At 72.1% G+C, this 13,917-nt stretch carries 11 protein-coding genes; 10 read left to right on the forward strand and 1 reads right to left on the reverse strand.

The genetic code is table 11. From position 1 onward, the window contains the following. Window positions 1-148: 148 nt before the first annotated feature. Window positions 149-1,537 (reverse strand): S1 family peptidase, encoded by a 1,389-nt coding sequence (locus ACZ56U_RS35460; protein ID WP_469088038.1) that lies wholly within the window; start codon window positions 1,535-1,537, stop codon window positions 149-151. A gap of 188 nt (window positions 1,538-1,725) precedes the next feature. Between ACZ56U_RS35460 and ACZ56U_RS35465 the strand changes: the two genes are divergently transcribed. From ACZ56U_RS35465 to ACZ56U_RS35510, 10 genes are all read left to right on the forward strand, one after another. Continuing rightward, window positions 1,726-2,139 carry a PaaI family thioesterase gene (locus ACZ56U_RS35465; RefSeq protein WP_469088039.1) on the forward strand — a complete coding sequence of 138 codons (414 nt, stop codon included), beginning with the start codon at window positions 1,726-1,728 and terminating at the stop codon, window positions 2,137-2,139. 445 nt (window positions 2,140-2,584) lie between these two features. Beyond that, entirely contained in the window at window positions 2,585-2,800 is a 216-nt protein-coding gene (locus ACZ56U_RS35470) for a type A2 lantipeptide (protein WP_469088040.1), read from the forward strand. A gap of 118 nt (window positions 2,801-2,918) precedes the next feature. Then, window positions 2,919-3,725 carry a biotin/lipoyl-containing protein gene (locus ACZ56U_RS35475; RefSeq protein ID WP_469088041.1) on the forward strand — a complete coding sequence of 269 codons (807 nt, stop codon included), beginning with the start codon at window positions 2,919-2,921 and terminating at the stop codon, window positions 3,723-3,725. After that, window positions 3,722-5,944 carry an NHLP family bacteriocin export ABC transporter peptidase/permease/ATPase subunit gene (locus ACZ56U_RS35480; protein WP_469088042.1) on the forward strand — a complete coding sequence of 741 codons (2,223 nt, stop codon included), beginning with the start codon at window positions 3,722-3,724 and terminating at the stop codon, window positions 5,942-5,944. Before ACZ56U_RS35475 ends, ACZ56U_RS35480 begins: the two co-directional genes overlap by 4 nt. Window position 5,945: 1 nt before the next feature. Beyond that, window positions 5,946-8,762 (forward strand): NHLP bacteriocin export ABC transporter permease/ATPase subunit, encoded by a 2,817-nt coding sequence (locus ACZ56U_RS35485; protein ID WP_469088043.1) that lies wholly within the window; start codon window positions 5,946-5,948, stop codon window positions 8,760-8,762. A 204-nt stretch (window positions 8,763-8,966) separates the two neighbouring features. Beyond that, entirely contained in the window at window positions 8,967-10,472 is a 1,506-nt protein-coding gene (locus ACZ56U_RS35490) for an MFS transporter (protein WP_469088044.1), read from the forward strand. A gap of 262 nt (window positions 10,473-10,734) precedes the next feature. Beyond that, the gene (locus ACZ56U_RS35495) at window positions 10,735-11,742 is read left to right on the forward strand and encodes a Ppx/GppA family phosphatase (RefSeq protein WP_469088045.1); all 1,008 of its coding nucleotides are present in this window, start codon (window positions 10,735-10,737) and stop codon (window positions 11,740-11,742) included. A 275-nt stretch (window positions 11,743-12,017) separates the two neighbouring features. Further along, window positions 12,018-12,188: a hypothetical protein gene (locus ACZ56U_RS35500; protein WP_469088046.1), complete on the forward strand. Its 171-nt coding sequence runs from the start codon at window positions 12,018-12,020 to the stop codon at window positions 12,186-12,188. A gap of 364 nt (window positions 12,189-12,552) precedes the next feature. Further along, a complete protein-coding gene (locus tag ACZ56U_RS35505) occupies window positions 12,553-13,566 on the forward strand; it encodes an iron-containing redox enzyme family protein (RefSeq protein ID WP_469088047.1) in 1,014 nt (337 codons plus the stop codon). 73 nt (window positions 13,567-13,639) lie between these two features. Continuing rightward, window positions 13,640-13,837 (forward strand): CDGSH iron-sulfur domain-containing protein, encoded by a 198-nt coding sequence (locus ACZ56U_RS35510; RefSeq protein ID WP_469088048.1) that lies wholly within the window; start codon window positions 13,640-13,642, stop codon window positions 13,835-13,837. Window positions 13,838-13,917: the final 80 nt, after the last annotated feature.

Raw genomic sequence — 13,917 nt, forward strand, 5'->3', positions numbered from 1 at the left:
CATCGAACAAGCGTCCGCGCGGGGAGAGAGCCAGGCGGTGACGCGTGCCGAGGTGGATGGCGGGGTTCGCCCGGTGCCGGCACACGAACGGTCCGGCCCTCCCGCCGGAGGGCCGGACCGTGTCCGTGCGGCGCTGGTGGCGCGTGGGTCAGTGGGTCTCGGTCAGACCGCCGGAGCCGTCCTCGACGCCCGCGCCGGCGTCCTCGCCGCCGACGTCCTGGCCACCGGCTTCCTCGCCGCCGACCTCCTGGCCGCCGACTTCCTCGCCGCCGACTTCCTCGCCGCCGACCTCCTGGCCGCCGACCTCCTGGCCGCCGACCTCCTCACCGGCACCGGCCTCCTCGCCCGCGCCGGCCTCGTCACCGGCGCCCGCGCCGGCCTCGTCACCCGCGCCGGCCTCCTCGCCGCCGCCCGCCGCGTCGCCCGCGCCGAGTGTCGCGCCGACCGCTTCCAGCGCGGTGGTGACGGGCTGGAAGAAGGTCTCACCCCCGACCGTGCAGTCGCCGCTGCCGCCGGAGGTCAGGCCGATGGCCAGACCGTCCTGGGTGAACAGCGAGCCGCCGCTGTCGCCGGGCTCGGCGCAGACGTTGGTCTGGATGAGCCCGGTGACAGTGCCCTCCGGGTAGTTCACGGTGGCGTCGAGTCCGAGGACCTGGCCGTCGGCGAGCCCGGTGGTGCTGCCCATCCGGAACACCTGGAGCCCGACCTCGGCGTCGGCCGCCTGGGAGATCTGCACGGTCTGGTCGCCGACGTCGACCTCGCTCGGCGCGACGGTCGCCGGGTCGTCGTACTTCACGAGCGCGAAGTCCCCGGCACCGGGGAACGTGGCCTGGTCGACGGTGGCGATCGGCTGGCCCCCCTCCGCGTCCGACCACTGCTCCGCCGCGACCCCGCAGTGACCGGCGGTCAGGAAGGCGGGGGTGCCGTCGCCCGAGGTGACGTTGAAGCCGGCCGAGCAGCGCGCGCCGCCGGCGAAGATGGCGTCGCCGCCGGAGAGGAACGTCTTGAAGGTGCCGGCCGACTTCTTGATGGTCGCCATGCCGGAACCGAGCGTCTGCACGGTCGACTCCAGCTGGTCCCACTTGCCACCGGTGACCGTGCTGTCGGCGGTCACCAGGATCTTGTTGGTCCTGGGGTCCACGGCCCACGCGGTGCCGGGAATCGTCGCCTCGGTCTTGAGCGTCTGCGCGCCGGCCGCGAGCTCGTCGAGGCTGTTGTCGACCTCGCGTATCTTCGCGCCGGCCTTCTTCGCCTGGACGATCACGTTGTTGTTGTCGCCCGATACGACGTTGACGACGAGCTGCTTCTGGTTCGCGTCGTAGTACGAGCCCGCGAACGCCTCACCGAGCAGGTCCTCGAGCTGCGAGGCGAGATCCGAGGCGTCGGACGCCTTCAGTGTCTTCGGGGCGGCGGCCTGGCCGGAGGCGCCGTCCTGGGAGGCGTTCGCGTGGGGCAGGAGAATCGCGGCCGCTCCCAGCGCCACCACGCCGCCCGCTGCGATCGCGGCCTTGCGCTTCGGAATTCGCTTGTGACTCAAACTTCTCGACCTCCTGGAGGACGGGGTCAGCGCCGCCGGTCGTCGGCGGCTCGTCGGGGCGCCTGGATGGCAGTGGGTACGCAGGAGGTACGTGGGGCGTTCAATTCCGTTTGCAGGCAATCTCTTTGCACGGCCGTGAATCGGTCAGGTCCGCGTCCGGCGGGCCGGGAGCGGGAACAATCCCCCATATGACGATGACAACCGCCGAAGCCGACAAGATCCTCGCCGACAACTTCGCCCCCTGGGTCCTCGATCTCGGCCTGTCGGTCGAGGACCTGGGCGAGCATCGCGCCACCCTGCGTCTGCCCTGGTCGGACCGGCTGTCGCGGGAGGGCGGGGCGCTGTCGGGGCAGGCGTTGATGGCCGCCGCCGACACCGCCACCGTGATCGCGGTGTCGGCGGCGCGGGGCGCCTACGGGCCGATGACGACCGTGCAGCAGTCGACGTCCTTCCAGCGCGCGGTGTCCGGTTCCGATGTCCTGATCGAGGCGGTCGTCACCAAGTTGGGCCGGCGCATGGCGTTCGCGGACATCACGATGACCGACGCCCAGTCGGGCGACCTCGCGGCCCGCGCGAGCACGGTCTACGCACTCCTGGGCTGACACGCTCCGTACGCGGTCCACGACGGTCGGTCTCGAACTCTCCGCCGAATCCTGGCTTCAGGGAATCTGCACATCCCATACGCAACGAAGTCACGGCGAACGGGCCTTCTGCACAGGCCTGCGCAACTCGCGTACGCCATTGGGGCGGGAGTGTCGGATTCGCCGTCCGGGGCGCGCGGGAGAGTGCGCACGGATGACGTGGCGCGTGTGAAGAACTCGCCACCCAGACGTGCGCACTCCTGCACGGTTCGGCACGGGTGGGGCGCAAGTTGCCTGGTGGGACGGGTGGTTGATTGGAAGGGCGCGGTCGGCGCGTGCTTTGATCCATCGCACCGCAGGCCGCACAGGACTTTCGGAAACGGGCGTCCGGCGCCTGCGGTCGCGGCCGTCCCCCAGGGGGCACCGTTCCCCCCTTGCGAATATCCATATGAAGGGAAGTTCCATCATGAACTCCACCCCCCAGGTTGAGACCGTCGAGATCTCCGACGCCGAGCTCGACAACGTCTCCGGTGGCCTCCAGCTGAACGCCCTGGGCACCGTCACCGGCCTGGTGGACGGCGTTGCCCCGGCCTCCGGCCTGGTCAACACGGTCGTCGGCACGGTCGAGGGTGTCACCGGCCTGAACACGGCCCCGGTCACCAACCTGGTCGCCGGTCTCTGATCGCACCTCGTGCCCTTGGGTCCCGGAGCCGCTCCCCGGCTCCGGGACTCTCGGACGTCGTCACACAGCCGGCTCGGGTGAGCCGGTCCCCTGTCGTTTTCAGGTGAGGGAAAGTTCCGTGCAGTTCCGCCAACAGGCCCTCGCCAAGCTGCAGTCGCCCGAAGACCTCGACCTTCCGGTGCGTTTCGCCCGCCCCCAGGGCTGGCTCGCCCTCTCCGTGACGGTGGTCGTCATCGCCGCCGCGTCCGTGTGGGCGGTGACCGGCTCGGTCGCCTCCACCGTGAGCGCGCCCGCGATCCTCACCCACGGGCAGGGCAGTTACCTCCTCCAGAGCCCCGTCGCCGGGCAGGTCACCGCGGTCCTCGCCGAGGAGGGCGAGCGGCTGCCGGCCGACTCCCCCGTGCTGAAGGTCCGTACCGCCAAGGGCGACACCGTCGTCCGCTCGGTCGCCGCGGGCCGGGTGACCGCGCTGGCCGCGACCATCGGGCAGATCATCCAGACCGGGGCGAACGTCGCCGCCGTGGAGAAGGTCGCCCACGCCAAGGACCCCCTGTACGCCACCGTGTACGTCCCCGCCGAGAACGCGGCCTCCATACCCGCGCACGCCGCCGTGGACATCACCGTCTCCTCGGTGCCCACCCAGGAGTTCGGCGTGCTGCGCGGACGGGTGAAGTCGGTGGACCGCTCGGCCCAGTCGGCGCAGTCGATCGCCGCGTTCCTCGGGGACTCCCAGCTCGGCGAGCAGTTCACCGAGGACGGTAGGCCGGTCGCCGTCACCGTGCGGCTCGAGCGGTCCTCCGGCACGAAGAGCGGCTACCGGTGGTCCTCCAAGGACGGGCCGCCCTTCGCCCTCACCTCCATGACTCTTGCCAAGGGTTCGATCCGGCTGGCCGACCAGCGCCCCGTCGATTGGCTGCTGCCGTGAGCACCGCACAGGACACCCGCGGCAGACGCCGCGCCGCCCCGCCCAAGCGCCCGGTCCCCAAGGGGCGGGCGAAGACCGTCCGCACGCCCACCGTCCTTCAGATGGAGGCCGTGGAGTGCGGTGCCGCCTCGCTCGCGATGGTGCTGGGCCACTTCGGCAAGCACGTCCCGCTGGAGGAGCTGCGCATCGCCTGCGGCGTCTCCCGGGACGGCTCGCGGGCGAGCAACCTGCTGAAGGCGGCGCGCAGTTACGGGCTGACCGCCAAGGGCATGCAGATGGACACGGCCGCCCTCGCCGAGGTGCGGACGCCGGCCGTGCTGTTCTGGGAGTTCAACCACTACGTCGTCTACGACGGCATGGGCCGCCGCTTCGGCCGCCGCGGGGTCCACATCAACGACCCCGGCAAGGGCCGCCGGTTCGTGCCGATGGAGGACTTCGACTCCAGCTTCACCGGCGTGGTGCTGATCATGGAGCCGGGGGACGGCTTCACCAGGGGCGGGCGCAAACCGGGCGTGCTCGGCGCGATGCCGGCCCGGCTGCGCGGTACCGCGGGCACGCTGCCCGCCGCGGTGCTGGCGAGCCTGCTCCTCGTCCTGGTCGGCGCGGCGGTGCCCGCGCTCAGCCGTACCTATATCGACATGTTCCTGATCGGCGGGCAGACCTCCCTGCTCGGCGTGCTGTTCGCGTCGATGGGCGCCTGCGTCCTGCTGACCCTGGTGCTGACCTGGCTCCAGCAGGCGAACCTGCTGCGCGGCCGCGTCATCTCCTCCACCCTCTCCAGCGCCCGCTTCCTGCGCCATCTGCTGCGGCTGCCGGTGACGTTCTTCTCCCAGCGCAGCCCCGCGGACCTGGTCCAGCGCCTCCAGTCGAACGACGCGGTGGCCGAGACGCTGGCCCGCGACCTCGCCGCGGCGGGTGTCGACGCGGTGGTCGTGGTCCTCTACGCGGTGCTGCTCTACACCTACGACCCGCAGCTCACGTTCGTCGGCATCGGTGTCGCCCTGCTCAACATCGTCGCCATGCGGGTCGTCATCCGGCTGCGCGCCACGCGTACCGCCAAGCTGCGCGCCGACAGTGCCCGGCTCACCAACACCGCCTACACGGGCCTTCAGTTGATCGAGACGATGAAGGCGACCGGCGGCGAGGACGGTTACTTCCGCAAGTGGGCGGGCCAGCACGCCACCACCCTTGAGGAGCAGCAGCGGCTCGGGGTGCCGAGCGCCTGGCTGGGGGTGGTCGCGCCGACGCTGGCCTCCCTCAACAGCGCGCTGATCCTGTGGATCGGCGGCATGCGCGCGGTGGAAGGCGGCATCTCGGTCGGCCTGCTGGTCGCCTTCCAGGCGCTGGTCACCCGCTTCACCGCTCCGATCACCCGCCTCAACGGCGTCGCCGGCCGCATCCAGGACTTCGCCGCGGACGTGGCCCGGCTGAAGGACGTGGAGAACTTCCGGGCCGACCCGCTCTACGACCGCCCCGGCGCCGGCGACTCCACCCGCCGACTGCACGGCCATGTCGAGCTCCAGAACATCACCTTCGGCTACAACCCCCTCGACAAGCCCCTGTTGACCGGCTTCGACCTCACCGTCGGCCCCGGGCAGCAGGTCGCCCTGGTCGGCGGCTCGGGCAGCGGCAAGTCCACCGTCTCCCGGCTGATCTCGGGCCTGTACGCGCCCTGGGAGGGGGTCATCCGGATCGACGGACAGCGTCTGGAGGACATCCCGCGCGGCGCGCTCGCCTCGTCGGTCTCCTTCGTCGACCAGGACGTCTTCCTCTTCGAGGGCTCGGTGCGCGACAACGTGGCGTTGTGGGACCCCTCCGTCCCGGACGACGCGGTCGAGGACGCGCTCAGGGACGCGGCCCTCTACGACGTCGTGATGCGCCGCCCGGGCGGCATCCGCAGCCGGGTCGAGCAGGACGGCCGGAACTTCTCCGGCGGCCAGCGTCAACGGCTGGAGATCGCGCGGGCGTTGGTGCGCCGGCCCAGCATCCTCGTCCTCGACGAGGTGACCAGTGCGCTGGACGCGGAGACCGAGCTGACGGTGATGGACAACCTGCGCCGGCGCGGCTGTGCCTGTGTGGTGATCGCGCACCGGCTGAGCACCGTGCGCGACAGTGACGAGATCGTCGTGCTCCAGCACGGCACGATCGTGGAACGCGGGCGGCACGAGGAGTTGGTGGCGCACGGCGGTGCGTACGCGGCTCTGGTCAGGGAGCGTTGAGATGACGACCGCACACGAGGGGGACGTCGTCCTCGGCGCCCTCGGGACCCTGGGCACCGTCGTCGACTGCTCCGGCGTCACCCGCCTGGACCTCGAAGGACCGCAGGTGCTGTGGCTGGTGGCCGCCGGCGCGGTGGACCTGTTCGCGGTCGACGCCGAACAGCAGGGCCACTGGCACCACTTGGGCCGCCTGGAGGCGGGCTCCCTGATCCTCGGCCCCGTCCCCGGACCCCAGCACACCCTGGTCGCCCGCCCGCTCAGGGACTGCGTCGTCCACCGCATCGGGCTGCGCGAGCTGTACCAGCCGGCCCCCACCCAGACCTGGTCCTACGACGCGTACGGCAACCCCCAGTACGTCCCGCCGACGACCAGCCCGCTGGAGTACGCCCTCGCCCTCGGTGTCGGCCGCAGCCTGTCCATCCTCTTCCAGGCGCCGATGGCCACCGAGGGGGCCGCCGCCGTGACCGACGACGACGTGTTCTGGATGCAGGTGCCGCCGGGCAGCGTGCAGTACGGCTCGCTGTACGGCGCCGAGGCCGCCGCCGACCTGCTGATGGACCCGGCGGTCTGGCAGTCCATGGTCGACCAGCAGTACCGGCTGCTGACCACGCTGGACCGCTGGATCGAGCAGCTGGAACGCAACCACGAGACACGTACCGCCGAGGGCATCAAGGCCGGCGAGGCGGTCCGCGCCCAGGCCGACCGGACGCTGCTGGCGTCGATCGGCACGTCCTCGGGCAAGCGCGCGACGGCCGCCGACGCGGACGCCTCGTACGCGGCGTGCAAGCTGGTCGCCCAGGCGGCCGGGATCAGGCTCGCCGACCCGGCGCAGAGCGGCACCGGCAGCGACCGGCTGGACCCCGTCGAGCAGATCGCGCTCGCCTCCCGCGTCCGGGCCCGGGCCGTGCGGCTGGACGGTGCCTGGTGGCGCGACGACGTCGGTCCGCTGGTGGGCCATCGGGCCCTGTCCGGTACACCGGTGGCGCTGCTGTGGCGGCGCGGCGGCTATGTGGCGGTGCATCCGGCGACGGGCCGTGAGACCCCGATCGAGAAGGCGAACGCGGAGGAGTTCGAGCCGCGAGCCGTCATGTTCTACCGGCCGCTGCCCGAGCGTCCGCTCGGTCCGCTCGGGCTGCTGCGGTTCAGCATGCGGGGCATGAGCGGGGATATGACGAACCTGCTGCTGAGCGGGCTGGTGACCGTCGCGATCGGCGCGATCGTGCCGATCGCGACCGGCAAGGTGCTTGGCGAGTTCGTGCCGAAGGCGCAGACGGACCTGATCGTGCAGGTCTGTCTCGCGGTGATGGTCAGCAGCCTCGTGGCGGCGGCCTTCATGCTGCTGCAGAACCTGACCATCCTGCGCCTGGAGGGCCGCATCGAGGCCACGCTCCAACCGGCGGTGTGGGACCGCTTGTTGAGGCTGCCGACGAAGTTCTTCACGGAGCGGTCGACCGGCGAGCTGGCGAGCGCGGCGATGGGCATCAGCTCGATCCGCCGGCTGCTGGCGGGCGTCGGACCGGTCGTCGCCCAGTCGGTGACCGTGGGCGCGATGAACCTGGGGCTGCTGTTCTGGTACAGCGTGCCGATGGCGCTCGCGGCGATCGGCATGCTCGTGGTCATCGCGGGGATGTTCCTGGGGCTCGGCCTGTGGCAGGTGCGCTGGCAGCGGCGTCTGGTGGTGCTCGGCAACAAGCTCAACAACCAGGCGTTCCAGACCCTGCGCGGACTGCCGAAGCTCAGGGTCGCGGCGGCCGAGAACTACGCGTACGCGGCCTGGGCGGGGCAGTTCGCGCGCAGCCGTGAACTCCAGCAGAAGGTGGGGCGGATCAAGAACCTCACCACCGTGATGGGCGCCGTCTACCTGCCGATCTGCACGCTGCTGATGTTCATGCTGCTGGCGGGCCCGGCGCGCGGGTCGATGTCGGCGGCGGAATTCCTCACCTTCAACACCTCGGTGACGATGGTGCTGACCGCCGTGGCCCAGTTGACCGGTTCCTTCGTCTCGGCGGTGGGTGCGCTGCCGCTCTTCGAGGAGATCAAGCCGGTCCTGGACGCCGCTCCCGAGGTGCGCACCGCCAACACCCGCCCCGGCCCGCTGTCCGGTGCCATCGAGGCGCGCAGGCTCTCCTTCCGGTACGCCGACGACGGTCCCCTCGTCCTGGACGACGTGTCCTTCGAGGTGCGGCCGGGTGAGTTCGTGGCGATCGTCGGTCCGAGCGGCTGCGGCAAGTCGACCCTGCTCAGGCTGCTGATCGGCTTCGACCCGCCGGTCTCGGGCAGTGTGCTGTACGACGGTCAGGACCTCGCGGCGCTCGACCAGTCGGCGGTGCGCCGGCAGTGCGGGGTGGTGCTCCAGCACGCGCAGCCGTTCAACGGCTCGATCATGGACGTCATCTGCGGCACCGAGCCGTTCACGCCGGAGGAGGTGATGGCGGCGGCGCAGATGGCGGGGCTCGCCGAGGACATCCAGCGGATGCCGATGGGCCTGCACACGATCGTCTCGGGCAGTGGCGCGGTCTCCGGTGGTCAGCGGCAGCGGCTCATGATCGCGCAGGCGTTGATCCGCCGCCCCCGGATCCTGTTCTTCGACGAGGCGACCAGCGCCCTCGACAACGAGACCCAGCGCCGGGTGATCGAGTCCACCAAGGCCCTCAACGCCACCCGGATCGTCATCGCGCACCGCCTGTCGACGGTGCTGGACGCCGACCGCGTGATCGTCATGGAGGACGGCAGGATCGCCCAGCAGGGCCCGCCCGCGCAGTTGCTCGCGGACACCGGCGGGCGGCTGCACGAGCTGGTGCGGCGCCAGCTGGCCTGATCGGTCCGGGCCGCTGCACGAGCTGGTGCGGCGGCAGCTGGCCTGATCGGTCCGGGCCGCCGACCGTGCCGCTCGTCACACTCGACCCCCCTCCCCCAACGAAACGTTGCCGTTTCGCTGGAAGTCGCCTAGCCTCGATGTGTACGAAACCGTTTCGTTTACGGTTTGGCAAAATCCGGACGACTTCCCTGGAGTGGTTCTTCCATGGCTCAGAAGACCCTTGTCGAGAGCGCCGGCCCCGGCGCGGTCGAGGCGCCGCCCGAGGCCTCCTCCCACAAGAAGTGGTGGATCCTCGCGGTCATCGCCCTGGCCCAGCTGATGGTGGTCCTGGACGCCACCATCGTGAACATCGCCCTTCCCTCGGCCCAGGCCGACCTCGGGTTCTCCGACGGCAACCGGCAGTGGATCGTCACCGCGTACGCGCTGGCCTTCGCCTCCCTCCTGCTGCTCGGCGGCCGGATCGCCGACCTCTTCGGCCGCAAGCCGGCCTTCCTGATCGGCGTCGTCGGCTTCGCCGCGGTCTCCGCGCTCGGCGGTGCGGCCACCAACTTCGAGATGCTGGTCACCGCCCGCGCCCTCCAGGGCGCCTTCGGAGCCCTCCTCGCGCCCGCCGCGCTCTCACTGCTCAACACGACCTTCACCGACGCCCAGGAGCGCGCCAAGGCCTTCAGCGTCTACGGCGCCATCGCCGGCGCCGGCGGTGCGGTCGGTCTACTGCTCGGTGGCGTCCTCACCGACGCCCTCGACTGGCGCTGGACGCTCTACGTCAACGTCGTCATCGCCGTGGTCGCCTTCGCCGGCGGCTGGGTGCTGCTGAACAACCACCGCGACGCCGCCGACTCCAAGCTGGACGTCCCCGGCACGATCCTGGTCGCCGCCGGTCTGTTCTCCCTGGTCTACGGCTTCTCCAACGCCGAGACGCACGACTGGGGCGCCCCGGAGACCTGGGGCTTCCTGATCGCCGGCGGTGTGCTGCTGGCCGCGTTCACCTGGTGGCAGACCAAGGCCGCGCACCCGCTGCTGCCGCTGCGCATCCTGGGCGACCGCAACCGGGCGGCCTCGTTCGTGGCGGTGCTGATCTCCGGCGCGGGCATGTTCGGCGTGTTCCTCTTCCTCACCTACTACCTCCAGCTGAACCTGGGCTTCAGCCCGACCAGGACCGGTGCCGCCTTCCTGCCGATGGTCGCCGCCCTGATGGTGATGGCACAGCTCGGCACCACCGTCCTGGTGCCGCGGCTCGGCCCGAAGGCCGTCGTCCCGTTCGGCTTCGCGATCTCCGTGGCCGGCATGGCCTGGCTGACCGGGATCGGCGTCGACTCCGACTACCTGACCGCGGTGCTGCCGCCGCTGATCATCATCGGTGCCGGTCTCGGCATGGTGATGCCGGCGGCCATGCAGCTGGCCACCGGCGGGGTCGCGGCCGAGGACGCGGGCGTCGCCTCCGCCACGGTCAACGCCATGCAGCAGGTGGGCGGCTCGATCGGCACGGCGCTGCTGAACACGCTGGCCGCCAGCGCCGCGACGGACTACCTGGCCGGCAAGGACGCGACCGACAAGCTGGTCCAGGCGCGGGCCACCATCGAGAGCTACACCACCGCCTTCTGGTGGTCGGCGGGCTTCTTCGCCGCCGGCGCCCTGATCGCCTTCCTGCTCTACCGGCGCGGGGTGCCGGAGCAGGACGCGGACGCCGCACCCGTCGTCCACATGTGACCGCACGACCCGAAGGGGCCACCGTCATCAGGGAGACGGCGGCCCCTTCGCGCTGCCACGGCGCCCGCACGCGCACCGGCGGCGGGCTTCGCAGCAAGGACTTCTCCACACCGGCCCCGGCCGCCGGTGTCACGAAGAGCCCCTGCTCGCCGGCCGCCTCGGCGCGGAGTACGCGCGCCACCGGCGTGCCGTGCCTGGCCGGTTCCCGCACGCGACGCCCTGGTGTGGTGAGGGAGGGCCCTCCAGCGGGTACCCCCGTGGGATGCGAATCAGCGTGGTGGATGTGGGGTCGAACACGGTCCGGTTGGTGGTGGCGGACTTGGAGGGCGGGGTGCCGTTGCCGGTGCACACCGCGAAATGGCGCCTCAGGCTGTCCGAAAAGGTCACGCCGGGCGGTCCCTTGCCCGACGAGTCCGTCGAACGGCTCGTCGAGGCGGTGACCGAGGCGGACAGAACCGCGGCGAGATGGGGCGCCACGGCGCCGCTGGCCTTCGCGACGACCGTGGTGCGCAACGCGCCCAACCGACATGAGGTGCTGCGCGCGGTGCGCACGCGGACCGGGGTGGAGTTGTGCACGCTGCCGGGCGAGGTGGAGGCCGAGCTCACCTTTCTCGCAGCGCGCCGCTGGATGGGCTGGCGCTCGGGGCCGCTGGCCCTGCTCGACATCGGTGGAGGCTCGCTCGAAGTGGCCTTCGGGCGGGGCCGGTTGCCGGACTTCGTGGCCTCGCTGCCGCTCGGTGCGGGACGGCTGACCCATGAGTTCTTCGACGGCCAGGACCCGCCGTCACCGGAGTCGGTGCGGGAGCTGCGCCGCCGGGTACGCCACCAACTGCGGGACGTCGCGGCCCGGATCCGCTGGGAGGGACCGCGCACGGCGGTGGTGACCTCCCGCACCTTCCAGCAGCTGGGACGGCTGTGCGGGGCCCCGCCGGGGCGGCACGGGCCGTTCATGGAGCGCCAGTTGCACAGACGCGACCTGCGGGAGGCGATCCTCCGGCTCTCCGAACTCCCCACCGCCCAGCGCTCCCTGCTGCCCGGCATCTCCGCGCCGCGCGCCGCCCAGAGCCTGGCCGGGGCGGTGGTAGGGCACACCGCGCTGAAGCTGACCGGCATCAAGACGGTCACCCTCTGCCCCTGGGCGATCCGCGAGGGGGTACTGCTCCGGCACATCGAGGACGGCCCTTCCTGGTGGGCGGAGATCAGCCGCCAGGCCGAGGAGCCCCCCGCCCAGGAGCCGGTACCGCTGCGCGTCGCGACCGCACGCGGCTGAACCGACGGCGGACGGCCCTGCGGCACGCGGGACAGGACGGCCCAGCGGGGAAGCCGGGGAGGAAAACCGGCCCGGCGGGGCACCCGAGAGGGCACGCGCAACCCGCGCCTGTGAGCGGGGCAGCCGAAAAGCCACGGCTCGGCAGGGCGCGCGGGAAGCGCCGCCCCGGGGACACCCGGGAAGGCACGGCCGGGTAGGGCACCGGAAGGACCGCGGCCCCGCCGGGCACCGGAAGAACGCTGCCCAGCGGGGCGGCCGAGAAAGGAGACACCGCCATGACCGAGTCCGATGAGGGCAAGCACACCGAGACCGCTGCGGAGGAGGTCCGCCGGGAGGCCGAGGAGGCGGCGCGGCGCACCCCGGACTCCGAGAAGCAGCACCGGGGCGAGGCCGCCGACGCCCTCACCCCCAACGCCGACGCCCAGGAGGAGTCCGCGGGCGACTGACGGCACGACGTGCGCGGCGGGCCCGGCGGCACCCCCGACCGGGCCCGCGCCACGCCCTACGGCCGACGGACCGGGGGCACCCGGCCCCACGGCCCGTTCGCCGGAACCGGCCGGCCTCCGTACGCGGTCGACGCGCAGGCTTGCAGGCGCCCGCCCCGAGCCTGTCACCGGGCCCCCGCCCACCTCGCACGCCACGTCCGCCCCGAGCCCACCCCGCACGCCGGGCCCACCAAGGCCAGGACGCCCCACCCCATACCCACCGCCGGGCCGCGGACCCCGCAAGCCGGCCCCGCCCCGCGCGTCACCCCGCACCGCCGATCCCACCAGGGCGGATGACCCCATTCCACCCGGGTACCCGGGGCGCATGGCAAAGGATCACGAAGGACCACGCATGCCGCCCGCCCGGGGCCCGGTCTCCGCGGCCGTGGTGGAGTATCTGCTGGGCTCCGGCCCGCTGCCGGGCGACGACGAGATCGCGCGTGCGAACGTCTACGGCGACGATCTCCAGCTGGCCCTCTACCTCTGCTACGAGCTGCACTACCGCGGCCTCGCGGGCGTCGCTCCGGACGCCGAGTGGGACCCGGACCTGCTGCGCACCCGGGCCGCGCTGGAACACCGCTTCCTGACGGCGCTGCGCGCGGACACCACCGTGCACGACAGCGTGGACGCCGCCCTCGGGGACCTCCTGGTCGAGCCCGTCGACGGCACCGGCGTCAGCCACTACCTGCGCGACGAGGGCGAGCTGTGGCAGCTGCGCGAGTACGCCGCCCAGCGCTCGCTGTACCACCTCAAGGAGGCCGACCCGCACGCCTGGGTGCTGCCCCGGCTGTGGGGGCGGGCCAAGGCGGCCATGGCGGCGGTGGAGTTCGACGAGTACGGCGGCGGCCGCCCCGACCGGGTGCACGCCCAGTTGTTCGCGGACCTGATGACCGACCTGCGCCTGGACACGACGTACGGGCACTATCTGGACGCCGCCTGCGCGGAGGTCCTGGCGACGGTGAACCTCATGTCGCTCTTCGGGCTGCACCGGTCCCTGCGCGGCGCCCTGGTCGGGCACTTCGCGGCGGTGGAGGTCACGTCCTCGCCCGGTTCCCGGCGGATGGCCGAGGCCATGCGCCGCACGGGCGCCGGACCGGCCGCCGAGCACTTCTACGACGAGCACGTCGAGGCCGACGCCGTGCACGAGCAGGTGGTGCGCCACGACGTGATCGGCGGTCTGCTCGCCGAGGAGCCCCACCTGGCGGCCGACGTGACCTTCGGCATCGACGCCACCGAATACGTCGAGGACCGTTTCGCGGCCCGCCTGCTGACGGACTGGCGCTCGGGCCGGTCCTCACTGCGGACACCGCTCGACGCGGAGACTTCCCTTGTCCCATGAATGCCGGGGTACTCCGGGTACACGACCTTGGTACCGCGGAGAACTGAGAGCAACGAGGAGTTGGTGGTGACCCGTGCCGAACCCGTCCGCTGAATCGCCCTGCCGCGTCAGGATGGAACGCCGCGGCCCCCTGCTGGTCGACGGCCCGGTCGAGGTCGAGCTGGAGGACGGCACCACCGTCCGCTCCGACCGCTTCAAGGTGGCCCTGTGCACCTGCCGCCGCAGCCGCCGCTACCCGTGGTGCGACACCAGCCACCGCGACCGGGCCTAGCACATCCGAAGGCCGGCCGGGCGGCCCCACTCCGCCCGGCCGGCCCCCGTACGAGATCGCGGGGACTCCCGCGTCAGGGC

The sequence above is a fragment of the Streptomyces sp. NPDC034103 genome, from assembly GCF_055575395.1.

Excerpts from the sequence above, each read along its gene's own strand:
- ACZ56U_RS35500 (WP_469088046.1), top strand. The coding sequence starts at position 12,018 with ATGACCGAGTCCGATGAGGGCAAGCACACCGAGACCGCTGCGGAGGAG.
- ACZ56U_RS35465 (WP_469088039.1), top strand. The coding sequence starts at position 1,726 with ATGACGATGACAACCGCCGAAGCCGACAAGATCCTCGCCGACAACTTC.
- ACZ56U_RS35505 (WP_469088047.1), top strand. The coding sequence starts at position 12,553 with ATGGCAAAGGATCACGAAGGACCACGCATGCCGCCCGCCCGGGGCCCG.
- ACZ56U_RS35490 (WP_469088044.1), top strand. The coding sequence starts at position 8,967 with ATGGCTCAGAAGACCCTTGTCGAGAGCGCCGGCCCCGGCGCGGTCGAG.
- ACZ56U_RS35495 (WP_469088045.1), top strand. The coding sequence starts at position 10,735 with ATGCGAATCAGCGTGGTGGATGTGGGGTCGAACACGGTCCGGTTGGTG.
- ACZ56U_RS35470 (WP_469088040.1), top strand. The coding sequence starts at position 2,585 with ATGAACTCCACCCCCCAGGTTGAGACCGTCGAGATCTCCGACGCCGAG.
- ACZ56U_RS35485 (WP_469088043.1), top strand. The coding sequence starts at position 5,946 with ATGACGACCGCACACGAGGGGGACGTCGTCCTCGGCGCCCTCGGGACC.